This window comes from Salibaculum griseiflavum, assembly GCF_003129565.1.
In the GTDB taxonomy this organism is placed as follows: domain Bacteria; phylum Pseudomonadota; class Alphaproteobacteria; order Rhodobacterales; family Rhodobacteraceae; genus Salibaculum; species Salibaculum griseiflavum.
On the sequence record NZ_QETF01000001.1, the window covers coordinates 218,706 to 243,739 of the forward strand.

At 62.1% G+C, this 25,034-nt stretch carries 37 protein-coding genes; 35 read left to right on the top strand and 2 right to left on the bottom strand.

Features of this window, described 5'->3' with window-relative positions; translation table 11 throughout:
* Positions 1 to 9 precede the first annotated feature (9 nt).
* The 8 genes from rplC to rplP all read left to right on the top strand — a co-directional run bounded on the left by rplC (position 10) and on the right by rplP (position 4,541).
* Positions 10 to 846 (top strand): 50S ribosomal protein L3, encoded by an 837-nt coding sequence (gene rplC / locus DFK10_RS01155; protein WP_109385719.1) that lies wholly within the window; start codon positions 10 to 12, stop codon positions 844 to 846.
* Positions 836 to 1,453: a 50S ribosomal protein L4 gene (rplD, locus tag DFK10_RS01160; RefSeq protein WP_109385721.1), complete on the top strand. Its 618-nt coding sequence runs from the start codon at positions 836 to 838 to the stop codon at positions 1,451 to 1,453. Before rplC ends, rplD begins: the two co-directional genes overlap by 11 nt.
* Entirely contained in the window at positions 1,450 to 1,746 is a 297-nt protein-coding gene (locus DFK10_RS01165) for a 50S ribosomal protein L23 (protein ID WP_109385723.1), read from the top strand. Before rplD ends, DFK10_RS01165 begins: the two co-directional genes overlap by 4 nt.
* A 152-nt stretch (positions 1,747 to 1,898) precedes the next feature.
* Complete coding sequence (gene rplB / locus DFK10_RS01170; RefSeq protein ID WP_109385725.1) at positions 1,899 to 2,741, top strand: 50S ribosomal protein L2; 843 nt, start codon at positions 1,899 to 1,901, stop codon at positions 2,739 to 2,741.
* A gap of 3 nt (positions 2,742 to 2,744) precedes the next feature.
* Positions 2,745 to 3,023 carry a 30S ribosomal protein S19 gene (gene rpsS, locus DFK10_RS01175; RefSeq protein WP_109385727.1) on the top strand — a complete coding sequence of 93 codons (279 nt, stop codon included), beginning with the start codon at positions 2,745 to 2,747 and terminating at the stop codon, positions 3,021 to 3,023.
* Positions 3,024 to 3,026: 3 nt separating this feature from the next.
* Positions 3,027 to 3,407, top strand: a complete 381-nt coding sequence (gene rplV, locus DFK10_RS01180) for a 50S ribosomal protein L22 (protein WP_109385729.1) — start codon at positions 3,027 to 3,029, stop codon at positions 3,405 to 3,407.
* Positions 3,407 to 4,114 carry a 30S ribosomal protein S3 gene (gene rpsC, locus DFK10_RS01185; protein ID WP_109385731.1) on the top strand — a complete coding sequence of 236 codons (708 nt, stop codon included), beginning with the start codon at positions 3,407 to 3,409 and terminating at the stop codon, positions 4,112 to 4,114. Before rplV ends, rpsC begins: the two co-directional genes overlap by 1 nt.
* A gap of 13 nt (positions 4,115 to 4,127) precedes the next feature.
* A complete protein-coding gene (gene rplP, locus DFK10_RS01190; RefSeq protein WP_109385733.1) occupies positions 4,128 to 4,541 on the top strand; it encodes a 50S ribosomal protein L16 in 414 nt (137 codons plus the stop codon).
* A gap of 106 nt (positions 4,542 to 4,647) precedes the next feature.
* Here rplP and DFK10_RS01195 read toward each other — a convergent pair whose 3' ends face one another.
* Positions 4,648 to 5,328: a lysozyme family protein gene (locus tag DFK10_RS01195; RefSeq protein WP_109385735.1), complete on the bottom strand. Its 681-nt coding sequence runs from the start codon at positions 5,326 to 5,328 to the stop codon at positions 4,648 to 4,650.
* Between the two features lie 79 nt (positions 5,329 to 5,407).
* Positions 5,408 to 6,028 (bottom strand): 2OG-Fe(II) oxygenase family protein, encoded by a 621-nt coding sequence (locus DFK10_RS01200; protein WP_109385737.1) that lies wholly within the window; start codon positions 6,026 to 6,028, stop codon positions 5,408 to 5,410.
* 174 nt (positions 6,029 to 6,202) lie between these two features.
* Here DFK10_RS01200 and rpmC point away from each other — a divergent pair, with 174 nt between their 5' ends.
* The 27 genes from rpmC (at position 6,203) to DFK10_RS01335 (ending at position 25,016) form a co-directional block, all read left to right on the top strand.
* The gene (gene rpmC, locus DFK10_RS01205) at positions 6,203 to 6,409 is read left to right on the top strand and encodes a 50S ribosomal protein L29 (RefSeq protein WP_109385739.1); all 207 of its coding nucleotides are present in this window, start codon (positions 6,203 to 6,205) and stop codon (positions 6,407 to 6,409) included.
* A 3-nt stretch (positions 6,410 to 6,412) separates the two neighbouring features.
* Entirely contained in the window at positions 6,413 to 6,643 is a 231-nt protein-coding gene (gene rpsQ, locus DFK10_RS01210) for a 30S ribosomal protein S17 (protein WP_109385741.1), read from the top strand.
* Positions 6,644 to 6,717: 74 nt separating this feature from the next.
* A complete protein-coding gene (rplN, locus tag DFK10_RS01215; RefSeq protein WP_109385743.1) occupies positions 6,718 to 7,086 on the top strand; it encodes a 50S ribosomal protein L14 in 369 nt (122 codons plus the stop codon).
* Positions 7,086 to 7,391 carry a 50S ribosomal protein L24 gene (gene rplX / locus DFK10_RS01220; RefSeq protein WP_109385745.1) on the top strand — a complete coding sequence of 102 codons (306 nt, stop codon included), beginning with the start codon at positions 7,086 to 7,088 and terminating at the stop codon, positions 7,389 to 7,391. The genes rplN and rplX overlap by 1 nt, the downstream gene beginning before the upstream one ends.
* Positions 7,391 to 7,954: a 50S ribosomal protein L5 gene (gene rplE, locus DFK10_RS01225; RefSeq protein WP_109385747.1), complete on the top strand. Its 564-nt coding sequence runs from the start codon at positions 7,391 to 7,393 to the stop codon at positions 7,952 to 7,954. The genes rplX and rplE overlap by 1 nt, the downstream gene beginning before the upstream one ends.
* Positions 7,955 to 7,966: 12 nt before the next feature.
* Positions 7,967 to 8,272 (top strand): 30S ribosomal protein S14, encoded by a 306-nt coding sequence (gene rpsN, locus DFK10_RS01230; protein ID WP_109385749.1) that lies wholly within the window; start codon positions 7,967 to 7,969, stop codon positions 8,270 to 8,272.
* Positions 8,273 to 8,284: 12 nt separating this feature from the next.
* Positions 8,285 to 8,674, top strand: a complete 390-nt coding sequence (rpsH, locus tag DFK10_RS01235; RefSeq protein WP_109385751.1) for a 30S ribosomal protein S8 — start codon at positions 8,285 to 8,287, stop codon at positions 8,672 to 8,674.
* Between the two features lie 12 nt (positions 8,675 to 8,686).
* Entirely contained in the window at positions 8,687 to 9,220 is a 534-nt protein-coding gene (gene rplF, locus DFK10_RS01240; RefSeq protein ID WP_109385753.1) for a 50S ribosomal protein L6, read from the top strand.
* An 11-nt stretch (positions 9,221 to 9,231) separates the two neighbouring features.
* Positions 9,232 to 9,591 (top strand): 50S ribosomal protein L18, encoded by a 360-nt coding sequence (rplR, locus tag DFK10_RS01245; protein WP_109385755.1) that lies wholly within the window; start codon positions 9,232 to 9,234, stop codon positions 9,589 to 9,591.
* Between the two features lie 102 nt (positions 9,592 to 9,693).
* Positions 9,694 to 10,281, top strand: a complete 588-nt coding sequence (gene rpsE / locus DFK10_RS01250) for a 30S ribosomal protein S5 (RefSeq protein ID WP_109385757.1) — start codon at positions 9,694 to 9,696, stop codon at positions 10,279 to 10,281.
* A gap of 2 nt (positions 10,282 to 10,283) precedes the next feature.
* Complete coding sequence (rpmD, locus tag DFK10_RS01255) at positions 10,284 to 10,475, top strand: 50S ribosomal protein L30 (protein ID WP_109385759.1); 192 nt, start codon at positions 10,284 to 10,286, stop codon at positions 10,473 to 10,475.
* 225 nt (positions 10,476 to 10,700) lie between these two features.
* The gene (gene rplO / locus DFK10_RS01260; protein ID WP_109385761.1) at positions 10,701 to 11,174 is read left to right on the top strand and encodes a 50S ribosomal protein L15; all 474 of its coding nucleotides are present in this window, start codon (positions 10,701 to 10,703) and stop codon (positions 11,172 to 11,174) included.
* Positions 11,175 to 11,279: 105 nt separating this feature from the next.
* Entirely contained in the window at positions 11,280 to 12,641 is a 1,362-nt protein-coding gene (gene secY / locus DFK10_RS01265; protein WP_109385763.1) for a preprotein translocase subunit SecY, read from the top strand.
* A complete protein-coding gene (locus tag DFK10_RS01270) occupies positions 12,638 to 13,285 on the top strand; it encodes an adenylate kinase (RefSeq protein ID WP_109385765.1) in 648 nt (215 codons plus the stop codon). The genes secY and DFK10_RS01270 overlap by 4 nt, the downstream gene beginning before the upstream one ends.
* A gap of 203 nt (positions 13,286 to 13,488) precedes the next feature.
* Positions 13,489 to 13,857, top strand: a complete 369-nt coding sequence (rpsM, locus tag DFK10_RS01275) for a 30S ribosomal protein S13 (RefSeq protein ID WP_109385767.1) — start codon at positions 13,489 to 13,491, stop codon at positions 13,855 to 13,857.
* 15 nt (positions 13,858 to 13,872) lie between these two features.
* Positions 13,873 to 14,265 carry a 30S ribosomal protein S11 gene (gene rpsK / locus DFK10_RS01280; protein ID WP_109385769.1) on the top strand — a complete coding sequence of 131 codons (393 nt, stop codon included), beginning with the start codon at positions 13,873 to 13,875 and terminating at the stop codon, positions 14,263 to 14,265.
* Between the two features lie 105 nt (positions 14,266 to 14,370).
* Complete coding sequence (locus DFK10_RS01285) at positions 14,371 to 15,387, top strand: DNA-directed RNA polymerase subunit alpha (RefSeq protein WP_217810026.1); 1,017 nt, start codon at positions 14,371 to 14,373, stop codon at positions 15,385 to 15,387.
* Between the two features lie 138 nt (positions 15,388 to 15,525).
* Positions 15,526 to 15,954: a 50S ribosomal protein L17 gene (rplQ, locus tag DFK10_RS01290; RefSeq protein WP_109385773.1), complete on the top strand. Its 429-nt coding sequence runs from the start codon at positions 15,526 to 15,528 to the stop codon at positions 15,952 to 15,954.
* 107 nt (positions 15,955 to 16,061) lie between these two features.
* The gene (locus DFK10_RS01295) at positions 16,062 to 17,375 is read left to right on the top strand and encodes a replication-associated recombination protein A (RefSeq protein ID WP_109385775.1); all 1,314 of its coding nucleotides are present in this window, start codon (positions 16,062 to 16,064) and stop codon (positions 17,373 to 17,375) included.
* 31 nt (positions 17,376 to 17,406) lie between these two features.
* Entirely contained in the window at positions 17,407 to 17,787 is a 381-nt protein-coding gene (locus tag DFK10_RS01300; protein WP_109385777.1) for a fluoride efflux transporter FluC, read from the top strand.
* On the top strand, positions 17,784 to 18,824 hold the full coding sequence (locus DFK10_RS01305) for an RluA family pseudouridine synthase (RefSeq protein WP_109385779.1): 1,041 nt from the start codon (positions 17,784 to 17,786) through the stop codon (positions 18,822 to 18,824). The genes DFK10_RS01300 and DFK10_RS01305 overlap by 4 nt, the downstream gene beginning before the upstream one ends.
* Positions 18,824 to 19,513, top strand: coding sequence for an HAD-IA family hydrolase (locus tag DFK10_RS01310; RefSeq protein ID WP_109385781.1), 690 nt, complete (start codon positions 18,824 to 18,826; stop codon positions 19,511 to 19,513). The genes DFK10_RS01305 and DFK10_RS01310 overlap by 1 nt, the downstream gene beginning before the upstream one ends.
* Positions 19,510 to 20,214, top strand: a complete 705-nt coding sequence (locus DFK10_RS01315) for an ATP12 family chaperone protein (protein ID WP_109385783.1) — start codon at positions 19,510 to 19,512, stop codon at positions 20,212 to 20,214. The genes DFK10_RS01310 and DFK10_RS01315 overlap by 4 nt, the downstream gene beginning before the upstream one ends.
* 218 nt (positions 20,215 to 20,432) lie before the next feature.
* A complete protein-coding gene (locus DFK10_RS01320) occupies positions 20,433 to 21,449 on the top strand; it encodes an amino acid ABC transporter substrate-binding protein (RefSeq protein ID WP_109385785.1) in 1,017 nt (338 codons plus the stop codon).
* A 141-nt stretch (positions 21,450 to 21,590) separates the two neighbouring features.
* Entirely contained in the window at positions 21,591 to 22,895 is a 1,305-nt protein-coding gene (locus DFK10_RS01325) for an amino acid ABC transporter permease (protein WP_109385787.1), read from the top strand.
* 1 nt (position 22,896) lies between these two features.
* On the top strand, positions 22,897 to 24,213 hold the full coding sequence (locus DFK10_RS01330; RefSeq protein ID WP_109385789.1) for an amino acid ABC transporter permease: 1,317 nt from the start codon (positions 22,897 to 22,899) through the stop codon (positions 24,211 to 24,213).
* Between the two features lie 11 nt (positions 24,214 to 24,224).
* Entirely contained in the window at positions 24,225 to 25,016 is a 792-nt protein-coding gene (locus DFK10_RS01335; RefSeq protein ID WP_109385791.1) for an amino acid ABC transporter ATP-binding protein, read from the top strand.
* Positions 25,017 to 25,034: the final 18 nt, after the last annotated feature.

Genomic DNA, 25,034 nt, shown 5'->3' on the forward strand with positions numbered 1-25,034 from the left:
CAATCGGATATGTTGCGCTCTGGTGTTATCGCAAAGAAGGTCGGGATGACCCGTATCTTCCAGGAAGACGGTCGGCAGATTCCTGTGACCGTTCTCCAACTCGACAAGCTGCAGGTCGTGGCCCAGCGGACCGCCGAAAAGGATGGCTACAGCGCCGTTCAGCTTGGCGCCGGTACGGCCAAGGCCAAGCGGACCTCCGCGCCGATGCGCGGTCACTTCGCCAAGGCGAAGGTCGAGCCGAAGCGGAAAGTCGCGGAATTCCGCGTCGATCCGGAAAACCTGATCAATGTCGGCGAGGAAATCATCGCCAGCCACTACTTCGAGGGCCAGTTCGTCGATGTCAGCGGCACGTCGATCGGTAAAGGCTTTGCCGGTGCCATGAAGCGGCACAATTTCGGCGGCCTGCGCGCCACGCACGGTGTGTCGATCAGCCACCGCTCGCACGGCTCCACCGGCCAGTGTCAGGACCCCGGCAAGGTGTTCAAGGGCAAGAAGATGGCCGGCCACATGGGGGCCGCCAAGGTCACCACGCAGAACCTGCAGGTGGTCCGCACCGATGCCGACCGTGGCCTGATCATGGTCAAGGGCGCGGTGCCGGGTTCCAAGGGCAGCTGGGTCACCATCAAGGATGCGGTCAAGAAGCCGATCCCTGAAAACGTGATCTACCCGGCCGCTCTGAAATCCGCCGCCGAGGAAGCCGAACGTCTGGCCGAGGAAGCCGCTGCACAGGCTGCTGCCGAAGAGGAAGCCGCCGCCAAGGCCGCTGCCGAGGCAGAGCAGGCTGCGATGGAGGCCGCCGAAGCAGAAGAGTCCGCGCCGGAAGGAGGCGAATCCGATGAAAGCTGATGCGATCAAACTGGACGGCAAGAAGGCCGGCTCCGTGGAGCTGTCTGACGACGTCTTCGGCCTGGAACCGCGTGCCGACATCCTGCACCGCGTGGTCCGCTGGCAGCGTAACAACGCCCAGGCCGGCACTCACAAGGTCAAGACCCGCTCGGAAACCAGCTACTCGACCAAGAAGATCTATCGCCAGAAGGGCACCGGCGGCGCACGCCACGGGGACCGCAACGCACCGATCTTCCGCAAGGGCGGTATCTACAAGGGACCGACCCCGCGTAGCCACGGCCATGAGCTGACCAAGAAGTTCCGCAAGCTCGGTCTCAAGCACGCCCTGTCCGCCAAGGTGAAGGCCGGCGAACTGGTCGTGATCGAGAACGCCGAAGCCGACGGCAAGACCGCGGCGCTGGCCAAGCAGGTGAACGCCCTTGGCTGGAAGCGTGCGCTGGTCATCGACGGGGCCGAGGTGAACGAAGGGTTCGCCAAGGCTGCCCGCAACATCGCCAACCTGGACGTTCTGCCCTCGATGGGTGCCAACGTCTACGACATCCTCAAGTCGGATACGCTTGTCCTGACAAAGGCGGGTGTCGAAGCTCTGGAGGCTCGACTGAAATGAGTGCCAAGGCAGAACATTACGACGTGATCCGCAAGCCGGTCATCACCGAGAAATCCACCATGGCTTCCGAAGCCAATGCCGTGGTTTTCGAAGTGGCGATCGACGCGAACAAGCCGCAGATCAAAGAGGCCGTCGAAAGCCTGTTTGGTGTGAAGGTGAAGGCGGTCAACACCACGATCACCAAAGGCAAGGTCAAGCGGTTCCGCGGCCAGCTGGGCACCCGCAAGGATGTCAAGAAAGCCTACGTCACCCTCGAAGAGGGCAACACCATTGACGTGAGCACCGGCCTTTAATAGGTAGCACCATCCGTCAAGCCCCGGATTCGTCCGGGGCTTGGCCTTTTCATGTAACGGGCCTGTTTCGCCCAACTCGAACCGGGGACCTTCGGGGCCCTTCACCACATAGGCCTCTGACCAGGCCGCAAAGCAACGGAAAGACAGTAAACATGGCACTCAAGTCGTATAAACCGACGACGCCGGGCCAGCGTGGGCTGGTTCTGATCGACCGTTCGGAGCTTTGGAAAGGTCGCCCTGTCAAGTCCCTCACCGAGGGCCTGACGAAGAATGGCGGTCGGAACAACACCGGACGGATTACCGCGCGTCGTCGCGGCGGTGGGGCAAAGCGCCTCTACCGGATCGTGGATTTCAAGCGCACCAAGACCGACGTCGAAGCCGTGGTCGTGCGTATCGAATATGACCCGAACCGCACCGCCTTCATCGCCCTGATTCAATACACCGATGGCGAACAGGCCTATATCCTTGCCCCGCAGCGTCTGGCTGTTGGCGACAAGGTGGTCGCGAGCGCCAAGGCCGACATCAAGCCCGGCAACGCCATGCCCTTCAGCGGCATGCCCATCGGGACAATCGTCCACAACATCGAGCTGAAGCCCGGCAAGGGCGGCCAGATCGCACGCGCCGCGGGCACCTATGCCCAATTCGTCGGCCGTGACGGTGGCTATGCCCAGATCCGCCTGTCTTCGGGCGAACTGCGCATGGTGCGCCAGGAATGCATGGCCACGGTCGGCGCGGTGTCGAACCCGGACAACTCCAACCAGAACTTCGGCAAGGCCGGTCGCACCCGCCACATGGGCAAGCGTCCGTCGGTCCGTGGTGTCGTCATGAACCCGATCGATCACCCCCATGGTGGTGGTGAAGGCCGGACCTCTGGTGGTCGTCACCCCGTTTCGCCGTGGGGCAAGCCCACCAAGGGCAAGCGTACACGCAACAAGAACAAGGCGTCGCAGAAGCTGATCATCCGCTCGCGTCACGCCAAGAAGAAAGGGCGCTAAGATATGGCTCGCTCTGTATGGAAAGGCCCGTTTGTCGACAGCTTCGTGCTCAAGAAAGCCGAAGCTGCGCGCGAAAGCGGCCGTAACGATGTGATCAAGATCTGGTCGCGCCGCTCGACGATCCTGCCCCAATTCGTGGGTCTGACGTTCGGCGTCTATAACGGCCACAAGCACGTTCCCGTGAACGTAACCGAGGACATGATCGGTCAGAAATTCGGTGAATATTCGCCGACCCGTACCTACTACGGGCACGCTGCCGACAAGAAAGCGAAGCGGAAGTAAGTCATGGGCAAGGATAAAAACCCCCGCCGCGTGGCAGAAAACGAAGCAATGGCGAAAACCCGCATGCTTCGCACCAGCCCGCAGAAACTGAACCTCGTCGCCGGCATGATCCGCGGCAAGAAGGTGGAAACCGCCCTGAACGACCTGACCTTCTCCAAGAAGCGTGTCGCCCAGGACGTCAAGAAATGCCTTCAGTCCGCCATCGCCAACGCCGAGAACAACCACAATCTCGACGTCGACGAACTGGTCGTGGCCGAGGCTTATGTCGGCAAGAACCTGACCATGAAGCGCGGTCGTCCGCGGGCTCGTGGCCGGTTTGGCCGCATCCTGAAGCCGTTCGCGGAAATCACCATCAAGGTGCGTCAAGTTGAGGAGCAAGCCTAATGGGTAACAAAGTCAATCCCGTCGGAATGCGCCTCCAGGTCAACCGCACCTGGGACAGCCGCTGGTATGCCGACACCAAGGATTACGGTGATCTTCTTCTCGAAGACCTCAAGATCCGTGATTTCATCAAGGAAGAGTGCAAGCAGGCCGGTGTTGCCCGTGTGATCATCGAACGTCCGCACAAGAAGTGCCGCGTCACGATCCACACCGCACGCCCCGGCGTCATCATCGGCAAGAAAGGCGCGGATATCGAAACGCTGCGCAAGAAAATCGCCGCGATGACCGACAGCGAACTGCACCTGAACATCGTCGAAGTGCGCAAGCCCGAGCTTGACGCCCAGCTGGTCGGCGAAAGCATCGCCCAGCAGCTGGAACGTCGTGTTTCGTTCCGTCGCGCCATGAAGCGGGCCGTGCAGAACGCCATGCGTATGGGCGCCCTCGGCATCCGTGTGAACCTGGCTGGCCGCCTTGGCGGCGCCGAGATCGCCCGGACCGAATGGTACCGCGAGGGCCGCGTGCCCCTGCACACCCTGCGGGCCGATATCGACTACGCGCATAGCGAAGCCATGACGCCTTACGGCATCATCGGGATCAAGGTCTGGATCTTCAAAGGCGAGATCATGGAGCACGATCCGTCCGCGCGCGATCGCAAGCAACAAGAGCTGCAAGACGGCCCCGCCCCGCGCGGCGCCGGCGGCCGTCGCTAAGGAGGACTGAACCATGCTTCAGCCAAAGCGCACAAAATTCCGCAAGATGCACAAGGGCCGCATTCGTGGCGAGGCGAAGGGCGGGTCCGACCTGAACTTCGGCACCTATGGCCTCAAGGCGGTCGAGCCCGAGCGCGTCAGCGCCCGTCAGATCGAAGCCGCACGTCGTGCCATGACGCGTCACATGAAGCGCCAGGGCCGCGTTTGGATCCGTATCTTCCCGGACACCCCCGTGACCGCCAAGCCCATCGAAGTGCGTATGGGTAAGGGTAAAGGCTCTGTTGACCGCTGGGTCTGCAAAGTGAAGCCCGGCCGCGTGATGTTCGAGATCGACGGCGTCAGCGAAACCGTTGCCCGCGAGGCCCTGCGCCTAGCCGCGATGAAGCTGCCGGTCAAGACCCGGACAGTCGTTCGCGAGGATTGGTAGAACCAATCCCCGGGTGCGGGTAAACGATTGACGCAGTCAATTGCGGCCGCACAGGCTCAAGAATAATGAAACCCCCGCCGGGAAACTGGCGGGGGTTTCGTTTTTGCTACCCCGCATCGGGCCAGATCGCGCGCAACGACCCGTCGAAAGTGGCCCAGGTCATCGTGGCCTTGTTGCCCGCATAGCCGTGGTAATAGGACCGCCCGTTGGGCAAGGGCAGGCCGGCCCAGATGCGGGCGAGGCTGTGCATGAACCGGGCCCGGGGCAGAGTGCCGGATTCGAAATCCTTCAACCCCGCCTCTTCCAACAGGACGATGGCCAGACGGTCCTGCACATCGGGCGTAAAACGGGTCTGGGCGGGCAACCCCTCCGCCCGGACAAGGCGACGCAGGGTCGCCGGTATGAACTGGTAGCGCCCGATCGCGTGGGGCTGGCCGGGGGTGGCGTCGATCCAGGCGTCGATCTCGGCCAGGGTCAGCGCGGTGGGCGGCCCTGGCGGGAGGATACGCGCGCCATGCTGCACGGCGTCGTAATTGGCCGGCCCCGCCTCGGCCCGCGCGATGAGGGTCAGAAGCCGGTCGATCCGGTTGCTGTCATGGGGCGTGGTCAGCGCGGCGGGCTGCCGCAGAACCGCCCGGAACAGCCCGGCCTCGGCCCCGGCGAACAGGCTGCCCGGCGCGGCGTGCGACACCGGCGAGGGGGCTGATCTGGGGAAGAGCGACTGCAATTCGCCCGCCGCCCCGCTCGCCAGCCAGATGAACACCATTGCCAAAAGTCGCCCCGCCATTCTGGCCGCCTCCGAAAATTGGAATTGGCCTGGTTATGGCGCGCGACTCTTTCTCAATGCTTTCCGCGGCAGGGGCGGTTTATTCCCATTTGTAATTAAAGCTGACGGAAATCCGTTCGTCCTCGGCCATGTTCATGGGCACCTCGTGGCGCAGCCAGCTTTCCCACAGCAGCACATCCCCCACCTTCGGCGCGACATAGACGAAGGTGCGCAGCTCTTCGCGCGCATTCTGCTTGCGTGGGGGCGCAGCCATGAGCCTACCCGAGCGCGGATCTTCCAGTTTCAGCGCCGAGGCCCCGTCGGGCATGGAGACATAGGTCGTCCCGGAAATGACGGAATGCGGATGCAGGTGGCTGGAATGGGTGCCGCCCTCGGGCAGGATATTGATCCAGAGATCCTCGAGCACCAGTTTGCGGTCCGCCAAGTCGAATTCCAGATCCTCTGCAAAGGCCGCGACATGTTGATCGAGGCTGTCGACGATCTGCTGGAAAATCGGGAACCTCCACGGAAGGTCGGTGAGCGATGCATAGGACGTGTAGCCCGGATAGCCTTCCTTTTCGCACCATTCCTGCCCGGCCTCGTCATCCTCGGCGATGGAGTAACAGGAGGCTTCCAGTTCATCGGCATCGACGGGCGTGCCGAATTCGGACAGCTGGGCGTGGTAGAGGCGGGTCACGAAGAGGGATTTGATATTGGCCATGGCCCCTGATAGCCCAGCCCTTGGCCGCAGGCGAGGGGGCATTTTCGACCAAGGGAACAAAGGGGTTGCCACATGCAGCAATCCCCCCTATACGGCCCACTTCTACACGAACTCCACCGAATCTGTGGGTTACCCGTGCGGGGCCCCTCGGTGATGTTGGAAAGGAAAAAGGCGATGGACGCCAAGGAACTTCGTGACAAGACCCCCGATCAGCTTCGGGACGAGCTTGCCAATCTGAAAAAGGAGGCTTTCAACCTCCGCTTCCAGCAGGCCACCGGCCAGCTGGAAAACACCGCCCGCATGCGCGCCGTCAAGCGTGACGCCGCCCGGGTGAAGACCATTCTGAACGAAAAAGCGGCGGCTGCCGCGCAGGAGGCGTAAGACATGCCCAAGCGTATCCTTCAAGGCACCGTGACCAGCGACCAGAACGCCCAGACCGTGACTGTTTCGGTCGAGCGTCGCTTCAAGCACCCGCTGCTGCAGAAAACCGTCCGTAAGTCCAAGAAATACCGGGCTCACGACGAAAACAACCAGTTCAAGGTTGGGGACACCGTGCGCATCCAGGAATGCGCGCCCAAGTCCAAGACGAAACGCTGGGAGGTGATCGCCAACTAAGGCGCTCACATTCCGGTTTGAGCGAAACCCTGGGGAAATGGCAATGATGCCCCCCAAAGGTCGGGAGAAACCACATGATCCAGATGCAGACCAATCTGGATGTCGCTGACAACTCCGGCGCACGCCGTGTTCAGTGCATCAAGGTCCTCGGCGGGTCCCACCGCCGTTACGCATCGGTCGGCGACATCATCGTCGTCTCCGTCAAAGAGGCCATTCCGCGCGGCCGCGTGAAGAAAGGCGACGTCCGCAAGGCCGTTGTCGTGCGCACCGCCAAGGAAGTCCGCCGCGAGGACGGGACCGCGATCCGCTTCGACCGCAATGCCGCCGTCATCCTCAACAACAACGACGAACCCGTCGGCACCCGTATCTTCGGGCCGGTGGTTCGCGAGCTGCGCGCGAAGAACTTCATGAAGATCATCTCGCTCGCTCCGGAGGTGCTCTAATGGCTGCGAAACTGAAAAAGGGTGACAAGGTCATCGTCCTGTCCGGCAAGGACAAGGGCAAGACCGGCGAGATTTCCCGAGTCGATCCCAAGGCCGGCAAGGCCGTAGTCGATGGCGTGAACATCGCTGTCCGTCACGAAAAGCAAAGCCAGAACAGCCAGGGTGGCCGCACGCCGAAAGCGATGCCGCTGGACCTGTCGAACCTGGCCATCGTCGACAAGAACGGCAAGCCGACCCGCGTCGGGTTCAAGATGGACGGCGACAAGAAGGTCCGCTTTGCCAAGACCACGGGGGACGTGATCTGATGCTGGATACCGCAACCTACACCCCGCGTCTTCGGACCCTCTTCAAGGACAGCATCAAGGCTGCCATGAAAGAAGAGTTCGGCTACAAGAACGACATGGAAATCCCGCGCCTGGACAAGATCGTCCTGAATATCGGCTGCGGGGCCGAGGCCGTGAAGGACTCCAAGAAGGCCAAAGCGGCCCAGGACGACCTGACCGCTATCGCCGGCCAGCAGGCCGTCATCACCAAGGCAAAGAAGTCGATCGCCGGCTTCCGCGTTCGTGAAGACATGCCGCTGGGCGCCAAGGTGACCCTGCGCGGCGACCGGATGTACGATTTCCTCGATCGCCTGATCACCATCGCGATGCCGCGTATCCGCGACTTCCGCGGCGTATCCGGCACCTCGTTCGATGGCCGTGGCAATTACGCCATGGGCATGAAGGAACACATCGTGTTCCCGGAAATCAACTTCGACAAGGTCGACGAGGTTTGGGGGCTTGATATCGTCATCACCACCACCGCCAAGACCGATGCAGAAGCCAAAGCGCTGTTGAAGCATTTCAACATGCCGTTCAACAGCTGAGGGACGTATACGATGGCTAAGAAATCCATGATCGCCCGCGAGAAGAAGCGCGAGAAGCTGGTGGCCAAATACGCCGCCAAGCGCGCCGCTCTCAAGGAAATCGCCAACGACGAATCGAAGCCGATGGAAGAGCGCTTCAAGGCCCGCCTGGAACTCGCCAAGCTGCCGCGCAACAGCTCGCCCACCCGTCTTCACAACCGCTGCCAGCTGACCGGGCGTCCGCACGCCTATTATCGCAAGCTGAAGATCAGCCGGATCGCGCTGCGGGACCTCGGGTCCAACGGCCAGATCCCCGGCATGGTCAAGTCGAGCTGGTAAGGAGGGACAGATATGAACGATCCTATCGGTGATATGCTGACCCGTATCCGCAACGGCCAACTGCGTGGCAAGTCGACGGTTTCGACCCCGGCTTCCAAGCTGCGCGCCTGGGTTCTGGATGTGCTGGCCGACGAAGGCTACATCCGCGGCTACGAAAAGACCGAAGAGAACGGACACCCGGCCTTCGAGATCAGCCTGAAGTATTACGAGGGAACCCCCGTTATTCGCCAGCTCAAGCGTGTTTCCACGCCGGGCCGTCGCGTCTACATGGGTTCCAAGGACATTCCGCAGGTTCGTCAGGGCCTGGGCGTGTCGATTGTCAGCACGTCCAAGGGCGTGATGTCGGACGCAAATGCACGCGCTGCCAAAGTCGGCGGCGAGGTGCTTTGCCAGGTCTTCTAAGGAGAGCTGATTATGTCTCGTATTGGTAAAAGACCGGTCGAGCTGCCCAGCGGCGTCACCGCCACTGTCTCCGGCCAGACCGTCGAAGTGAAAGGCCCCAAAGGGACCCGCAGCTTCACCGCAACCGACGATGTCACCATCGCCGTCGAAGAAAACACCGTTTCTGTCGAGCCGCGCGGCAAGTCCAAGCGCGCCCGTCAGCAGTGGGGCATGTCCCGCACCATGGTGCAGAACTGCGTCACCGGCGTGACCGACGGGTTCAAGAAAGAGCTCGAGATCAACGGCGTTGGCTACCGGGCCCAGATGCAGGGCAATGTCCTGAAGCTGAACCTCGGCTACAGCCACGATGTCGATTTCGAAGTGCCGGAAGGTGTGACTGTCACCGCGCCCAAGCCGACCACCGTGATCGTGGAAGGCGCCGACCAGCAACAGGTCGGTCAGGTCGCCGCGAACATTCGCGAATGGCGTGCCCCCGAACCCTACAAGGGCAAAGGGATCAAGTACGTCGACGAGTATATCTTCCGCAAGGAAGGCAAGAAGAAGTAAGGACGCGACAGATGGCAAACAGCAAGAGACAACTGTTCCAGAAACGCCGCCTGCGCGTCCGGAACAAGCTTCGCAAGGTCAATGCCGGGCGCCCGCGCCTGAGCGTTCACCGCTCCAACAAGAACATCAGCGTTCAGCTGATCGACGACGTGAATGGTGTGACCCTCGCCGCCGCCTCCTCGATGGAGAAGGACTTGGGCGTGATCGGCCAGAACAACGTCGAAGCCGCCGCCAAGGTCGGCACGGCGATCGCCGAACGGGCGAAGAAGGCCGGTGTCACCGAAGCCTATTTCGACCGTGGCGGGTTCCTGTTCCACGGCAAGGTGAAGGCCCTGGCCGACGCCGCCCGCGAAGGTGGCCTGAAGATCTAAGACCTGAGGGGGGCGGCAACGCCCCCCCGATGATCCGGGGGTCCGCGCGGCTCACCAGGATTGAGTTGAACGGCGCGCCGCGCCACATCGAGAGGAAGCCAAATGGCTCGTGAACCGCAAAACCGTGGGAACCGTCGCGACCGCGATGAAGCCCCGGAATTCGCCGATCGCCTTGTCGCGATCAACCGTGTGTCCAAGACCGTGAAAGGTGGTAAGCGCTTTGGCTTCGCCGCTCTCGTCGTCGTGGGCGACCAGAAAGGTCGTGTCGGCTTTGGCAAGGGCAAGGCCAAGGAGGTCCCCGAGGCCATCCGCAAGGCCACCGAGGCTGCCAAGCGCAAGATGATCCGCGTGCCTCTGCGCGAAGGCCGCACCCTGCACCATGACGGATATGGCCATCACGGCGCCGGCAAGGTGGTGCTGCGCACCGCCCCGCAAGGTACCGGGATCATCGCCGGTGGTCCGATGCGTGCCGTGTTCGAGATGCTGGGCGTTCAGGACGTCGTCGCCAAGTCGGTCGGCACCCAGAACCCCTACAACATGATTCACGCGACACTGAACGCGCTGCAATTCCAGCAGAGCCCGCGTTCCGTGGCTCAGCGCCGCGGCAAGAAGGTCAGTGACATCCTGCCCAGCCGTGACGAAGCGCCGACCCACGGCGATCCGCAGACCCAGCTTGCCGAGGAGGCTTGATCATGGCGAAGAAAACCATCGTCGTTAAGCAGATCGGCTCACCGATCCGCCGCCCGCAGGACCAGCGCGCCACGCTGATCGGCCTGGGCCTGAACAAGATGCACAAGACCCGCGAACTGGAAGATACCCCGTCCGTGCGTGGCATGATCGCCAAGATCCCCCACATGGTCGAGATCATCGAGGAGAAGGGCTGAGCGCCTGCCTCGATGAACGCTGAACAAGTGCCCCGGTCAGATATGGCCGGGGCGTTTTGCTTTAGACCGTGTGCCGAAAACAGGGCGACGTCCCTTGGGCCTTGATAACGGAAGTCCAAGCCCGTATACGCCCCCGGTGGCCTTCTTTGGCCCGATTCACATTCATTAAACGCCGTGTCCCCTGCGTATCGCTTCGGCAGGGTCGTCCGGCAAAGGAGAAGCGATATGAAACTGCACGAACTCCGTGACAACGAAGGCGCCGCGAAAAAGCGCATGCGCGTGGGCCGTGGCCCGGGCTCTGGCAAGGGCAAGACCGGTGGCCGTGGCCTCAAGGGTCAGAAATCCCGTTCGGGTGTGGCCATCAAGGGCTATGAAGGCGGCCAGATGCCGCTCTACCAGCGCCTTCCCAAGCGTGGCTTCAACAAGCCGAACCGCAAGAAATTCGCCGTGGTGAACCTCGGCCTGATCCAGAAGTTCATCGACGCCAAGAAGCTCGACGCCAAGGGCGAGATCACCGAAGACAGCCTGCTGGAAGCCGGCGTCATCCGCCGCAAGCTGGACGGTGTCCGCGTGCTGGGCAAGGGCGACATCACCGCGAAGGTGACGCTGAATGTCACCGGCGCCTCCAAGGGCGCGGTCGAAGCCGTTGAAAAGGCTGGCGGCAAAGTGACCGTCGCAACCGCGGCTGCGGCAGAGTAACGGGTTGTGGGGGGCGTCCGCGCCCCTTACATCCATATCCAAGTTTCCTGACGCCGCCGTCCGGGATACCGGTCTGGCGGCGTTCGTCTGAACAGGTGGGCATATATGGCATCCGCTGCTGAACAAATGGCATCGAACATGAGCTGGGGCGCCCTTGGCCAAGCCAAGGAACTGCGCCAGCGCATCTTCTTCACGCTCGGTCTTCTGATCGTCTACCGCCTGGGCACCTATATCCCGGTGCCGGGAATCGACACCCAGGCGCTGCAATCCTTCATGGAGGACGCGGCGGCCGGAATCGGCGGCATCCTGTCCATGTTCACCGGCGGCGCATTGGGCCGCATGGGCATCTTCGCCCTCGGCATCATGCCCTATATTTCCGCCTCGATCATCGTGCAGCTTCTGTCCTCGATGTGGGAGCCGCTCAAGCAGCTCAAGAAAGAGGGCGAACAGGGCCGCAAGAAGATCAACCAGTACACCCGCTACGGCACCGTGGTGCTGGCGACGTTCCAGGCCTATGGCATGGCCGTCAGCCTCGAGGCGGGCGAACTTGTCACCGATCCGGGCCTGTTCTTCCGTGCGGCCTGTGTCATCACGCTGGTCGGCGGCACCATGTTCCTGATGTGGCTCGGCGAACAGATCACCGCGCGCGGCATCGGGAACGGCATTTCGCTGATCATCTTCGTCGGTATCATCGCCGAGATCCCGGCTGCCCTGGCCAGCTTCTTGGCGCAGGGCCGGTCCACCGGCAACTGGGGCCTCGTGGTGGCCGTGATCGCCATGGTGATCGTGGTGCTTGCCTTTGTCGTCTTCATGGAGCGCAGCCTGCGAAAGGTGCACATCCAGTATCCGCGCCGCCAGGTGGGGATGAAGGTGTTCGACGGCGGCTCGTCCCATCTGCCGATCAAGGTGAACCCGGCGGGCGTGATCCCGGCGATCTTCGCCTCGGCGCTTCTGTTGTTGCCGACAACGCTCAGCACGTTCTCGGGCAGCCAGACCGGCCCCGTCATGTCGACGATCCTGGCCTATTTCGGTCCCGGCCAGCCTCTCTACCTGCTGTTCATGGTGGCGATGGTCGTCTTCTTCACCTTCTTCTACACCAAGGAAGTGGCGTTCAAGGTCGATGAGGTTGCCGACAACCTGAAGAACCAGAATGGCTTCGTACCCGGCATCCGTCCGGGCAAGCGCACGGCCGAATATCTCGATTACGTGGTCACCCGCATCCTGGTGCTTGGCTCCTCCTACTTGGCCCTGATCGTCATCCTGCCGGAAATTCTGCGTAGCCAGTTGGCGATCCCGTTCTACTTCGGCGGCACTTCGGTGCTGATTATCGTCAGCGTCGGCATGGACACGATCCAGCAGATACAGTCGCACCTGTTGGCCCACCAGTACGAGGGGCTGATCGAGAAATCGCAACTGCGCGGCAAGCGCGGATCGAAGAAACGCAGCAAGGGACCAGCACGGCGATGAATATCATCCTTCTCGGACCGCCCGGCGCGGGGAAGGGCACCCAAGCCCGCATCCTCGTGGAAGAACGCAACATGGTGCAACTCAGCACCGGTGACATGCTGCGCGAGGCCCGCACCAGCGGAACCGAGATGGGCAAGAAAGTCGCCGCCGTCATGGATGCCGGCAATCTTGTGACCGATGAGATCGTCATCGGGCTGATCCGCGAAAAGCTGGAAGCGGGCGGTGAGCACGGCGGGTTCATCTTCGACGGCTTCCCCCGGACGCTGGCCCAGGCCGATGCCTTGGGCCAATTGCTGAAGGAAGAGGGGCAGACCCTCGATGCCGTGGTCGAGATGCAGGTCGACGATGATGAACTCGTCGGTCGGATCACCGCCCGGTCCACCTGTGGCAATTGCGGTGAGGTCTATAACGACAACACCAAGCCGATCCCGGCCGATGGAATTTGCACCTCCTGTGGCGAAAAGGCCGAATTCAAGCGCCGCGCCGACGATAACGAAGAAAGCCTGAAGACCCGCCTTCTGGCCTATTACAAACAGACCAGCCCGCTGCTTGGCTACTACTATGCCAAGGGCAACCTGGCGACGGTAAACGGGCTGGGCGAGATCGACGAGGTGGCCAGCGCGATCAAGTCCGCGCTGGGCTGATAGATCAGCCTTGACAGGGGGTTGACCATTCGGTCGCTGCCCCCTAGACAGCCCCATCCCGCAAGGGACCGCTTCGAATCGGGTCGCGCCCGAGGACAGGCAGACTACCTAAACCATGCTCAGGCCCGGCAGCGGAATGCTCCGGGCTTCAGTTGTGAAAAAAGGTTCCGGCACTACGGAACCGCAACGAAAGGAAAGATAACGTGGCACGTATCGCCGGCGTGAACATCCCGACTGCAAAGCGGGTCCCGATCGCCCTCACCTACATCACCGGTATCGGCCATACTTCGGCCAAGGCCATCTGTGAAGCCGTCAACATCGACGAAACCCGTCGTGTGAACGAGTTGTCCGATTCCGAAGTGCTCGCCATCCGCGAACATATCGACGCCAACTACACCGTCGAAGGCGACCTGCGCCGCGAGGTGCAGATGAACATCAAGCGCCTGATGGACCTTGGCTGCTACCGTGGCCTGCGCCATCGCCGCAACCTCCCCGTGCGCGGTCAGCGCACCCACACCAACGCCCGCACCCGCAAGGGCCCGGCGAAGCCGATCGCCGGCAAGAAGAAGTAAGGGAGGTAGCTACCAATGGCACGTGATACTCGTCGTGGGGGCAAGAAGAAGGTCTCCAAGAACATCGCTGCTGGCGTCGCGCATGTGAACTCCAGCTTCAACAACACCAAGATCCTGATCTCTGACGTGCAGGGCAACGCCATTTCCTGGTCGTCCGCCGGCACCATGGGCTTCAAGGGCTCGCGCAAGTCGACCCCCTATGCCGCGCAGATGGCCGCCGAAGATGCCGGCCGCAAGGCACAGGAACACGGCATGAAGACCCTTGAGGTCGAAGTGCAGGGGCCGGGTTCGGGCCGTGAGAGCGCCCTGCGTGCGCTGGCCGCTGTCGGGTTCAACATCACCTCGATCCGTGACGTGACCCCGATCGCACATAACGGCTGCCGCCCCCCGAAGCGTCGCCGCGTCTAAGAGACTAGATTTCACGGGACCCCGCACGCGGGGTCCCTTTTCGTCATTTCAACCTCGGGCGTCCGCCCCGCCGGATCAGCAGGGCAGACAAGTATGGAGGGACGCATGATCCATAAAAACTGGGCCGAACTTATCAAACCCACGCAGCTTGACGTGAAGCCGGGCAATGACCCGGCACGCCAGGGCACCGTGGTTGCCGAACCGCTGGAGCGCGGCTTTGGTCTGACGCTGGGCAATGCCCTGCGCCGTATCCTTCTTTCGTCGCTTCAGGGCGCCGCCATCACCGCCGTGCAGATCGACAATGTCCTGCACGAGTTTTCGTCCGTGTCCGGTGTGCGTGAAGACGTCACCGATATCGTGCTGAACCTCAAGGGCGTCGCCATCCGCATGGAAGCCGATGGCCCCAAGCGCCTGCAGGTGCAGGCCAAGGGTCCGGGCGTCGTGACCGCCGGCGACATCTCGGAAAGCGCGGGTATCGAGATCCTCAACAAGGAGCACGTGATCTGCCACCTCGACGAAGGTGCCGACCTCTATATCGAGCTGACCGTGAACACCGGCAAAGGCTACGTTGCCGCCGACAAGAACAAGCCCGAGGATGCGCCGATCGGCATGATCGCCATCGATGCCATCTACTCGCCGGTCAAGAAAGTCAGCTACGACGTGCAGCCCACCCGTGAGGGCCAGGTGCTCGACTATGACAAGCTGACCATGAAGATCGAAACCGATGGGTCGATCACGCCGGAAGATGCCGTGGCCTATGCCGCACGCATCCTTCAGGACCAGCTGCAGATTTTCGTCAACTTCGACGAGCCCGAAGCTGCCCAGTCCAGCCAGGATGATGACGGTCTGGAATTCAACCCGCTCCTGCTCAAGAAGGTGGACGAGCTGGAACTGTCCGTCCGGTCGGCGAACTGCCTGAAGAACGACAACATCGTTTATATCGGCGACCTGATCCAGAAGACCGAAGCCGAGATGCTGCGCACCCCGAACTTCGGCCGCAAGTCGCTGAACGAGATCAAGGAAGTGCTGTCGGGCATGGGCCTGCACCTTGGCATGGATGTCGAGGATTGGCCGCCGGACAACATCGAGGACCTGGCCAAGAAGTTCGAAGACCAGTTCTGATACCATTCGGGCGGGACCGGATTTCCAGAATTCCGGTCCTCCCACCCCGGGCATTCCGCCCCAAGGAGAGCGGGTCACACGCATGGCCCGCCGGACAAAGCAAAACCGCCCGTAGAGGGCAAAGTAGGAGACTAGAAAATGCGTCACGCTCGCGGATACCGCCGCCTGAACCGGACCCACGAACACCGCAAGGCCCTGTTTTCGAACATGGCCGGTTCGCTGATCGAACACGAACAGATCAAGACCACCCTGCCCAAGGCCAAGGAACTCAAGCGCGTCATGGACAAGCTGATCACCCTCGGCAAGCGTGGCGATCTGCATGCCCGCCGCCAGGCCGCGGCCCAGCTCAAGCAGGAAAAGGACGTCGCCAAACTGTTCGACGTTCTGGCCGACCGTTACAAGGATCGTCAGGGCGGCTATACCCGTGTCCTGAAGGCCGGGTTCCGCTACGGTGACATGGCGCCCATGGCGATCATCGAGCTGGTCGACCGTGACCCCGAGGCGAAAGGCGCCGCCGACCGCGCGCGCCTGGAGGCCGAAGAAGACATGGAGGCCGTCGAGGACTGATCCCGACGCCCCGTCAAAGTCGATGGCCCGCCCCAACCGGCGGGCCATTTTCGTTCTGGCGCCTGCTGCATCTGGCCTCGGGCGCGGCGCAGGCATAGAGTTGCGTCATGGCTGACCTTTTCGACATGCCCGGTGATGACGCCAGCGCGAACGCGCCCCGACCGTTGGCCGACCGGCTGCGGCCGAAAGCGCTGGATGAGGTGATCGGCCAGGAACACTTGCTTGGCCCCGACGCACCGCTGGGCGCGATGCTGGCGGCGGGCAGCCTGTCGTCGCTGGTTCTCTGGGGTCCGCCGGGCGTGGGCAAGACCACCATCGCGCGGTTGCTGGCCGACGCGACCGACCTGCATTTCGTTCAGATCAGCGCAATCTTCACGGGCGTGCCGGAACTGCGCAAGGTCTTCGACGCGGCCCGCATGCGCCGCCAGAATGGCAAGGGCACGCTACTGTTCGTCGACGAGATTCACCGCTTCAACAAGGCACAGCAGGACGGGTTCCTGCCGCATATGGAAGACGGCACGATCCTTCTGGTCGGGGCGACCACGGAAAATCCCTCGTTCGAGCTCAACGCCGCGCTTCTCAGCCGGTCGCAGGTTCTGGTGCTCGAACGGTTGTCGTTGGCGGATCTGGAACGGCTGGCCCAGCGGGCCGAGGGAGAGATTGGCAAACCGCTGCCCCTGACCGGCGAGGCGCGCGAGGCGTTGCTGGAAATGGCTGATGGCGACGGGCGCGCGCTCTTGAACCTGGTTGAACAGGTCGCGGCATGGAAAGCCGACGACAAGCTCGACACAGAGGCCCTGACCACCCGACTGATGAAACGGGGGGCCAATTACGACAAGTCGGGGGATGAACATTACAACCTGATTTCCGCCCTGCACAAATCGGTGCGCGGATCGGATCCCGATGCGGCGCTCTACTGGTTCGCGCGGATGCTTCAGGGCGGTGAGGATCCGCGGTTCCTTGCCCGACGCCTGACGCGCATGGCGGTCGAGGATATCGGGCTGGCCGATCCACAGGCCCAGGAAATATGCATCGGGGCCTGGCAGGCCTATGAACGCCTTGGCAGTCCCGAAGGCGAACTGGCCCTGTCGCAGGCCGTGATCTATTTGGCGCTCGCCCCGAAATCGAACGCAGGCTACGCCGCCTACAAGAATGCCGTGGCCGCTGCGAAGAAAACCGGCAGCGAACCGCCCCCGAAACATATCCTGAACGCGCCCACATCCCTGATGAAGGACATCGGCTATGGCGAAGGCTATGCCTATGACCACGATGCCAAGGATGGTTTTTCGGGCCAGAACTACTTTCCCGACGGGATGAAGCGCGGGGTCTATTACAGCCCTGTCGATCGGGGCTTCGAACGCGAGTTGAAAAAGCGGGTCGACTATTTTGCCAAGCTGCGCACCCGGCGACAGGGCAGTTGACAAAGCCCCCCATAGCGTCAAGGAACGCGCCATGTTGATCACCATGCTTCAAGTCGCCCTTGGCGGGGCTATCGGCTCTGCCGCACGCTTTGCTGCCGGGGTCGCGATTGCCCGCGGCTTTGGCGCGGGCGGCTTTCCCCTTGGCGTGTTGACCGTGAATATCCTCGGCTCGTTCCTCATGGGCGCATTCGTGGTTTTCCTGGGGCAACGTGGGCTGACGGCGCTCAACCCGTTCCTGATGACCGGGCTGCTGGGTGGCTTCACGACCTTCTCTGCCTTCTCGCTGGAAACGCTGACGCTGGTCGAACGCGGCGCGTTGGGCCAGGCGGGCCTCTATGTCGGCCTTTCGGTCGCCGGGTCGCTCTTGGCGATCGCTGCCGGTGTCTGCGCGATGCGCTCGGTGCTGGCATGAGCGGCGTTCTGAATATCACCGTCGAGTCGGGTGAGGGCGATCAGCGGTTGGATCGCTGGCTCAAGCGCCGGTTTCCGCAGATCACGCAGGGCCGTATCGAGAAGGGCTGTCGCAAGGGCGAAATCCGGGTCGATGGCGGCCGGGTCAAGGCCAATACCCGGCTGGAAGAGGGGCAAGAGGTCCGCATTCCCCCGCTGCCCGATACCAAGGCGCCCGCCAAGCCAAAGGACAGCATCTCGGACGCCGAGGCACGCATGATCCGCGACTGCGTCATCTACAAGGATGATCACGTCATCGCCCTAAACAAGCCCGCCGGTTTGCCCACGCAGGGGGGTAGCAAACAGACGCGCCACGTGGACGGGCTGTCCGAGGCGCTGAAATTCGGGCTGGAGGAAAAGCCACGCCTTGTGCACCGGCTGGACAAGGACACATCCGGCGTTCTTCTTCTGGCACGGAGCCGGCAGGCGGCGCAGGGTCTGACCGCGTCGATGCGGCACAAGGATACGCGCAAGATCTACTGGGCGCTGGTGGCTGGCGTGCCCACGCCTTACCTGGGCGAGATCAAGTATGGTCTGGTCAAGGCCGGTGGGCGCGGTGCCAAGGGCGAGGGCGAAAGGATGCACGCCGTTCACCCGCGCGATATCGACAGCACGCCGGGCGCCAAGCGCGCCCATACCCTCTATGCCACGCTCTACCGGGTCGCCAACCGCGCCGCCTGGGTGGCGATGGAGCCGCTGACCGGGCGCACGCACCAGCTACGGGCCCATATGGCCGAGATCGGTCACCCGATCATCGGGGATGGCAAATACGGTGGGTCCGGGCAGGAAAACCTGGGCGATGGCTGGGGCGCGCAACTGGGCGGGATCATCTCGAAAAAGCTGCACCTGCATGCCCGCATGATGCGCTTCGAAAACCCGATCACACGTGAGGTCATCACCGTGACCGCCCCCTTGCCCGACCACATGGCGCAGTCCTGGGAAACCTTCGGCTGGACCGAGGACCTGGCTGCCGAAGACCCGTTCGAAGAGTTGATGTGATGCCCGACCTGCGATTGGTCATTTTCGACGTCGATGGCACGCTGGTCGACAGCCAGACCGATATTCTCGGTGCCATGGCCATGACCTATGCGGCCGAGGGGATGCCAACCCCGGACCGTGCGGCGGTTCTGTCGATTGTCGGCCTGTCCCTGCCGGTCGCCATGGAGACCCTGACGCCGGGGTTGGATCCGGCACGCCGCGATCGCATGGTCGAGACCTACAAGGACAGCTATGTCGCCTTGCGGGAAAAGGCCAAGGTGAACGAGACGAGCCCGCTTTATCCCGGCGCGCGAGAGGCGCTGGCACGGCTGCACGCCGACCCCTGGACCCTGCTGGGCGTGGCGACGGGCAAGTCCCGGCGGGGGCTGGACAAGTTGATCGAAGGGCATGGGCTGGAGGGGCTTTTCGTGACCAGCCAGGTCAGCGACCATCACCCGTCCAAACCGCATCCGGCGATGGTGCTGGAATGCCTGTCCGAGACCGGAATCGCGCCGGACCGGGCGGTGATGGTCGGTGACACGACCTATGACATGGACATGGCGCGGGCCGCCGGTATCCGGCGTATCGGTGTCGGCTGGGGGTATCATCCGGCCAATGCCCTTGATGCCGATGTGCTGATCGACGACTTCGCCGAGCTGGAGGGCGCGGTGGATCGCCTGATCGGACAGCCAGAGGAGAAGAGCGCATGAGCGAATGGCAGGCGAAGCGGTTCTGGAAAGAGGTGACCGTTGTGGAAACCGAAGACGGTCACGGGATCGAGCTGGACGGACGCCCGGTCAAGACCCCGACCAAGGCCCCGGTCGCAGTGCCCTCCGCTGCCCTTGCCCATGCCATCGCCAGGGAATGGGACGCGGTCGAGGACGTGATCGAGCCGGTTCGCATGCCCATGACCCGCGCCGCCAACTCGGCCATCGACAAGGTTTCGGTCCAGTTTGACGAGGTCGCCGACATGCTGGCCGATTACGCTGGCAGCGACCTGCTGTGTTATCGTGCCGAAGGGCCGGAAGAGCTGTGCGAACGCCAGCGGGTCGAATGGGATCCGCTCCTGGACTGGGCCGAGGAGACCTACGGCGCGCGGCTCCGGCTGGGGCAAGGCATCATGCCGGTGGCGCAGGATGACGACGCGCTGAACCGGCTTCGCCGTGCTGCCCATGACCAGACCGTCTTCCAGCTTACCGCGCTGCACGACCTCGTGACGATCACGGGATCGCTGGTGCTTGGTCTTGCGATTTCGCGTGGTCATCTTGGGGCCGACCGGGCCTTTGACCTGTCGCGGCTGGACGAGGATTGGCAGATCGAACAATGGGGCGCAGATGACGAGGCGGTGGCGGTCGCAGCGATCAAAAGGCAGCAACTGGAACAGGCCGCGCTTTTGTATTCCATGGTATAGCGACCCGTATTCGGTCGAATCGCCTTCTTTTTTGGCGGTTTGCAGTCGAAAAAACCGCCAACTCACCTGCGTTTGACGTTTACTTTCCCTTGACCTTGGCTGGTGAATCCGACCACTCTCTTTCTGTTCGCAGGATTCCTGCGTCGTATCGCCCTCGTCCCTAGGGACGAACCAAAAAAGAACCCCTGCACTCGGGGGAACTCAGGAAGAGGTAAACAATGAAAAAATCCGTATTTCTCGGCGCGCTGACTGTTGCTGGTCTCGCTGCCGGTGCCGCTGCGGCGGGTACGCTTGACGACGTGAAAGCGCGTGGCACGCTCAACTGCGGTGTGACCACCGGTCTTGTCGGCTTTGCCGCGCCGGACGCGAATGGCGAATGGCAGGGCTTTGACGTCGGCGTTTGCCGCGCAGTCGCCGCCGCCGTTCTCGGCGATCCGTCCGCTGTTGAATTCGTTCCGACCACCGGTCAGACCCGCTTCACCGCGCTGGCCTCCGGTGAAATCGACCTTCTGGCACGTAACACGACCTGGACCTTCAGCCGTGACGTCGACCTGAAGTTCGAATTCGTCGGCATCAACTACTATGACGGTCAGGGCTTCATGGTCCCGCGCGAGCTGGGCGTGTCCTCGGCCAAGGATCTGGACGGCGCCACCGTCTGCATCCAGACCGGCACCACGACCGAGCTGAACCTGGCGGACTTCTTCCGCACCAACAACATCAGCTACGAGCCGGTTCCGATCGAAACCAACGCCGAAGCGCAGCAGCAGTATCTGGCTGGCGCCTGTGACGTCTACACCACCGACGCCTCCGGTCTGGCGGCCACCCGTGCCACCTTCGAGAACCCGGCCGATCACGCGATTCTGCCCGAGATCATCTCCAAAGAGCCGCTCGGCCCGCTTGTGCGCCATGGCGATAACGAATGGGGTGACGTGGCGCGCTGGACTCTGAACGCGCTGATCGCTGCGGAAGAGCTGGGTGTGACCTCTGCCAACGTCGAAGAACTGGCGGCTGGCACCAACAACCCTGAAATCAACCGTATGCTGGGCACCGAAGGTGAACTTGGCGCCATGCTTGGCCTCGACGCCGAGTGGGCCAAGCGCGCCATCATGGCCGGCGGCAACTACGGTGAGCTGTTCGAGACCCATATCGGTGAAAACACCCCGATCGGTCTGGCCCGTGGCCTGAACGCTCAGTGGACCGAGGGCGGCCTGATCTACGCCCCGCCGTTCCGCTAAGAGACCCAGGGCAGGGGGCGCAAAATGCGCCTCCTGCTTTCCTTTCGGCCCCTATGGGCCGGGAAGAACCACCCCCAAGTAATTCGCGCAATTCGGACAACGGGTGCGCAAGAATAACATCGGGGATCAGGGAGATATCTGATGTCAGCGTCGACCGACGTGCCGAAGGAGTCCTTTCGGCTCAGCCAACTCATCTACGACACCCGCTACCGTTCGCTCACCATCCAGGTCATTGCCTTGGCCTTGTTGGTCGGTGCCCTGTGGTGGCTGATCAATAATACCGTCCAGAACCTTGAGACGCTGGGCAAGGATTTCGATTTCGGCTTCCTGACCCAACCGGCCGGGTATGATATCAATCAGCGGCTCATCGAATATACCAGCCAGAGCACCCATGGCCGCGCAGCCATGGTCGGGATCCTGAATACGATACTTGTCGCCATCTTGGGATGCGCGCTTGCCACCGTTCTCGGGGTCATCGCGGGCGTCCTTCGCCTTTCGAAGAACTGGCTCGTCAACAACCTGATGGCTGTCTACGTCGAAGGCTTCCGCAATGTCCCGCTGCTGCTCTGGATCATCCTGATCTTCGCGGTGATGACCGAAAGCATGCCGCAACCGCGTGATTTCCGCGGCGATGAGCCCGAGGCCTCGATGTTCGTGAATGACAGCGTGGCTGTCACCAACCGGGGCGTCTATATTCCGCGCATCGGTTTCGAGAATTCCATCGGGTCCGCCGGTGCCACATGGCGCAGCGAAAACCCCGCGGCGATCGAAGCGGGCGAAGACGGCACACCGCCGCCCTCGTCGGTATGGGATTGGCTTATCGTTATCGGCGTGCTCGGCGCCTCGATCTACGGCGCACGCTGGAATACCAGACGGGCCGATGCGATCCAGGAGGCCACCGGCGAACGGCCGACCACCTGGTATATCAATCTGGGCATCATCGTCGTGCCGACGCTGCTTGTCATGCTCGCGCTGGGGGCGACCATCGCGCAACCCTACCTGCGTGGATTCAATTTCACCGAGGGCATCCACCTGCGCAACTCGCTGATTGCCCTGTGGCTGGCACTGTCGCTCTATACCGGTGCTTTCATCGCGGAGATCGTCCGCGCGGGCATCCTCGCTGTCAGCAAGGGCCAGACCGAAGCCGCCAATGCGCTGGGCCTGCGCCCGGGACGTACGATGAGCCTCGTCATCCTGCCGCAGGCGCTTCGGGTCATTATCCCGCCGCTCATCTCGCAATATCTGAACCTGACCAAGAACTCCTCGTTGGCCATCGCCGTTGGTTACATGGACGTGCGCTCGACCTTGGGCGGCATCACCATCAACCAGACCGGACGAGAGCTGGAGGGCATGCTCTTGTTGGGTCTGTTCTATCTTGTTCTGTCGCTTGTGATCTCTGCGGTCATGAACGTCTACAACAATGCAGTGAAGTTGAAGGAGCGGTGATATGAGCGAGACCCACGCCGAAACCACCCGCTTTGTCCGGACGGAGATGCTGGCGGAACAAGAACCGCCCATCACCGAAAAGGGGATCGTAAAGTGGATCCGCGAGAACCTGTTCTCTGGTTGGCTCAACGTGATCCTTACCGTTCTGTCGCTTTTCGTCATCTATTGGGTGCTGGCGGCCTTGGTGCCGTGGCTGGCGAACTCGGTCTGGACAACCGGCAGTCTTGCGGAATGCCGCGAGGTGCTGGCCGAAAAGGGGCTGAACTCCCACGGTGGCGCCTGTTTCTCGGTGATCACGGAGCGTTGGCCCCAGCTGATCTTTGGCTTCTACCCGCCGGAACTATACTGGCGCCCGATCGTTGCCTTCGTGATCTTCCTTCTGGGGATCGCACCGGTGCTGTTCCAGTCCATGCCGCGCCAGGCGCTCTGGGGCTCTCTGGCCGCACCGTTCCTGGTCTACTGGATGATTTGGGGTGGGTCGCTCTGGGGGCCGATCATCACGGCTGCGGGCTTTGGTGTCGGTGCGCTGGCCTTCGTCTTCATCGGCAAGGCGGCAGGCAACATCCTTGGCACGATATCCGCGATCCTGCTTCCGATCCTGTTCTGGTTGTTCCTGACCGGCCCGATCGTCGCCGGACTGAGCGGTGCTATTCCGCTCGAAATCACCAAGGTCGAATCCAACGACATCGGTGGCTTCATGCTGGCGCTGATCATCGGTATTTCCGGCATTATCCTGTCGCTGCCGCTGGGCATCCTGCTGGCGCTGGGGCGGCAATCGCATCTGTTCATCATCAACAAGGTGTCGGTGGCTTTCATCGAGGTCATCCGGGGTGTGCCGCTGATTGTCTGGCTGTTCACCGCATCGCTCTTGCTGAATTACTTCCTGCCGCCGGGGACGAATTTCGACCTCATGCTGCGGGTGATCATCATGGTGACGCTCTTCGCCTCGGCCTATATCGCCGAAGTGGTCCGGGGTGGCCTGGCCGCCCTTCCCAAAGGCCAGTATGAGGCCGCCGATGCGTTGGGGTTGGATTATGCCAAGTCCATGCGCCTGATCATCCTGCCGCAGGCCCTGAAGATCTCGATCCCCGGGATCGTGAACACCTTCATCGGTCTGTTCAAGGACACCACACTGGTGGTCTTCATCGGCCTGCTTGACCCGATCGGCCTGTCCAACGCGATCCGCGCGACGACAGAGTGGAACGGGATCTACTGGGAACTCTTCATCTTCATCGGCCTGATGTTCTTCATCTTCTGCTACAGCATGAGCCGTTATTCCATCTTCCTCGAAAAGAAGCTCCAGCGTGAGCATCGGTAAGGAGACCTGAAATGTCCGAACTCGTAACCGAACGCGAAATTGATCGCAGCCATATGCAGGTCTCTGACGAGGTCGCGATCCAGATCACCGATATGAACAAGTGGTACGGGGCGTTCCACGTTCTGCGTGACATCAACCTGACCGTTTACCGCGGTGAACGGATCGTCATCTGTGGCCCGTCCGGGTCTGGCAAGTCGACCCTGATCCGCTGCATCAACCGCCTGGAGGAACACCAGGCGGGGCAGATCGTGGTGGATGGTACGGAGCTTTCCAGCGATCTCAAGAATATCGACAAGATCCGATCCGAGGTTGGCATGTGCTTTCAGCACTTCAACCTGTTCCCGCATCTGACGATCCTCGAGAACTGCACGCTGGCCCCGCTCTGGGTGCGCAAGACGCCCAAGAAAGAGGCCGAGGAAATCGCGATGCATTACCTCGAAAAGGTGAAGATCCCTGAACAGGCCGACAAGTATCCCGGCCAGCTTTCGGGCGGTCAGCAGCAGCGTGTGGCCATAGCCCGGTCGTTGTGCATGCGCCCGCGGATTATGCTCTTTGACGAGCCGACCTCGGCGCTTGACCCCGAGATGATCAAGGAAGTCCTCGACACCATGATCGAGCTGGCCGAAGAAGGCATGACGATGCTCTGCGTCACGCACGAGATGGGCTTTGCCCGTCAGGTTGCGAACCGGGTCATCTTCATGGACCAGGGCCAGATCGTCGAACAGAACGAACCCGAAGAGTTCTTCAACAACCCGCAAAGCGATCGGACCAAGCTGTTCCTCAGCCAGATCCTCGGCCACTAGGGCGGCAACGAAGTTCTG

Coding starts and splice junctions, on each gene's coding strand:
- rplC (WP_109385719.1), top strand. CDS start 10: ATGTTGCGCTCTGGTGTTATCGCAAAGAAGGTCGGGATGACCCGTATC.
- rplQ (WP_109385773.1), top strand. CDS start 15,526: ATGCGTCACGCTCGCGGATACCGCCGCCTGAACCGGACCCACGAACAC.
- DFK10_RS01195 (WP_109385735.1), bottom strand. CDS start 5,328: ATGGCGGGGCGACTTTTGGCAATGGTGTTCATCTGGCTGGCGAGCGGG.
- rplX (WP_109385745.1), top strand. CDS start 7,086: ATGGCTGCGAAACTGAAAAAGGGTGACAAGGTCATCGTCCTGTCCGGC.
- DFK10_RS01295 (WP_109385775.1), top strand. CDS start 16,062: ATGGCTGACCTTTTCGACATGCCCGGTGATGACGCCAGCGCGAACGCG.
- rplN (WP_109385743.1), top strand. CDS start 6,718: ATGATCCAGATGCAGACCAATCTGGATGTCGCTGACAACTCCGGCGCA.
- rpsS (WP_109385727.1), top strand. CDS start 2,745: ATGGCTCGCTCTGTATGGAAAGGCCCGTTTGTCGACAGCTTCGTGCTC.
- rplV (WP_109385729.1), top strand. CDS start 3,027: ATGGGCAAGGATAAAAACCCCCGCCGCGTGGCAGAAAACGAAGCAATG.
- DFK10_RS01335 (WP_109385791.1), top strand. CDS start 24,225: ATGTCCGAACTCGTAACCGAACGCGAAATTGATCGCAGCCATATGCAG.
- DFK10_RS01320 (WP_109385785.1), top strand. CDS start 20,433: ATGAAAAAATCCGTATTTCTCGGCGCGCTGACTGTTGCTGGTCTCGCT.
- secY (WP_109385763.1), top strand. CDS start 11,280: ATGGCATCCGCTGCTGAACAAATGGCATCGAACATGAGCTGGGGCGCC.
- DFK10_RS01315 (WP_109385783.1), top strand. CDS start 19,510: ATGAGCGAATGGCAGGCGAAGCGGTTCTGGAAAGAGGTGACCGTTGTG.
- rplE (WP_109385747.1), top strand. CDS start 7,391: ATGCTGGATACCGCAACCTACACCCCGCGTCTTCGGACCCTCTTCAAG.
- rpsE (WP_109385757.1), top strand. CDS start 9,694: ATGGCTCGTGAACCGCAAAACCGTGGGAACCGTCGCGACCGCGATGAA.
- DFK10_RS01325 (WP_109385787.1), top strand. CDS start 21,591: ATGTCAGCGTCGACCGACGTGCCGAAGGAGTCCTTTCGGCTCAGCCAA.
- rpmD (WP_109385759.1), top strand. CDS start 10,284: ATGGCGAAGAAAACCATCGTCGTTAAGCAGATCGGCTCACCGATCCGC.
- rplO (WP_109385761.1), top strand. CDS start 10,701: ATGAAACTGCACGAACTCCGTGACAACGAAGGCGCCGCGAAAAAGCGC.
- rpmC (WP_109385739.1), top strand. CDS start 6,203: ATGGACGCCAAGGAACTTCGTGACAAGACCCCCGATCAGCTTCGGGAC.
- rplB (WP_109385725.1), top strand. CDS start 1,899: ATGGCACTCAAGTCGTATAAACCGACGACGCCGGGCCAGCGTGGGCTG.
- DFK10_RS01165 (WP_109385723.1), top strand. CDS start 1,450: ATGAGTGCCAAGGCAGAACATTACGACGTGATCCGCAAGCCGGTCATC.
- DFK10_RS01310 (WP_109385781.1), top strand. CDS start 18,824: ATGCCCGACCTGCGATTGGTCATTTTCGACGTCGATGGCACGCTGGTC.
- rpsK (WP_109385769.1), top strand. CDS start 13,873: ATGGCACGTGATACTCGTCGTGGGGGCAAGAAGAAGGTCTCCAAGAAC.
- rplP (WP_109385733.1), top strand. CDS start 4,128: ATGCTTCAGCCAAAGCGCACAAAATTCCGCAAGATGCACAAGGGCCGC.
- rpsN (WP_109385749.1), top strand. CDS start 7,967: ATGGCTAAGAAATCCATGATCGCCCGCGAGAAGAAGCGCGAGAAGCTG.
- rplR (WP_109385755.1), top strand. CDS start 9,232: ATGGCAAACAGCAAGAGACAACTGTTCCAGAAACGCCGCCTGCGCGTC.
- rplF (WP_109385753.1), top strand. CDS start 8,687: ATGTCTCGTATTGGTAAAAGACCGGTCGAGCTGCCCAGCGGCGTCACC.
- rpsC (WP_109385731.1), top strand. CDS start 3,407: ATGGGTAACAAAGTCAATCCCGTCGGAATGCGCCTCCAGGTCAACCGC.
- rplD (WP_109385721.1), top strand. CDS start 836: ATGAAAGCTGATGCGATCAAACTGGACGGCAAGAAGGCCGGCTCCGTG.
- DFK10_RS01305 (WP_109385779.1), top strand. CDS start 17,784: ATGAGCGGCGTTCTGAATATCACCGTCGAGTCGGGTGAGGGCGATCAG.
- DFK10_RS01270 (WP_109385765.1), top strand. CDS start 12,638: ATGAATATCATCCTTCTCGGACCGCCCGGCGCGGGGAAGGGCACCCAA.
- DFK10_RS01330 (WP_109385789.1), top strand. CDS start 22,897: ATGAGCGAGACCCACGCCGAAACCACCCGCTTTGTCCGGACGGAGATG.
- DFK10_RS01300 (WP_109385777.1), top strand. CDS start 17,407: ATGTTGATCACCATGCTTCAAGTCGCCCTTGGCGGGGCTATCGGCTCT.
- DFK10_RS01200 (WP_109385737.1), bottom strand. CDS start 6,028: ATGGCCAATATCAAATCCCTCTTCGTGACCCGCCTCTACCACGCCCAG.
- rpsQ (WP_109385741.1), top strand. CDS start 6,413: ATGCCCAAGCGTATCCTTCAAGGCACCGTGACCAGCGACCAGAACGCC.
- DFK10_RS01285 (WP_217810026.1), top strand. CDS start 14,371: ATGATCCATAAAAACTGGGCCGAACTTATCAAACCCACGCAGCTTGAC.
- rpsH (WP_109385751.1), top strand. CDS start 8,285: ATGAACGATCCTATCGGTGATATGCTGACCCGTATCCGCAACGGCCAA.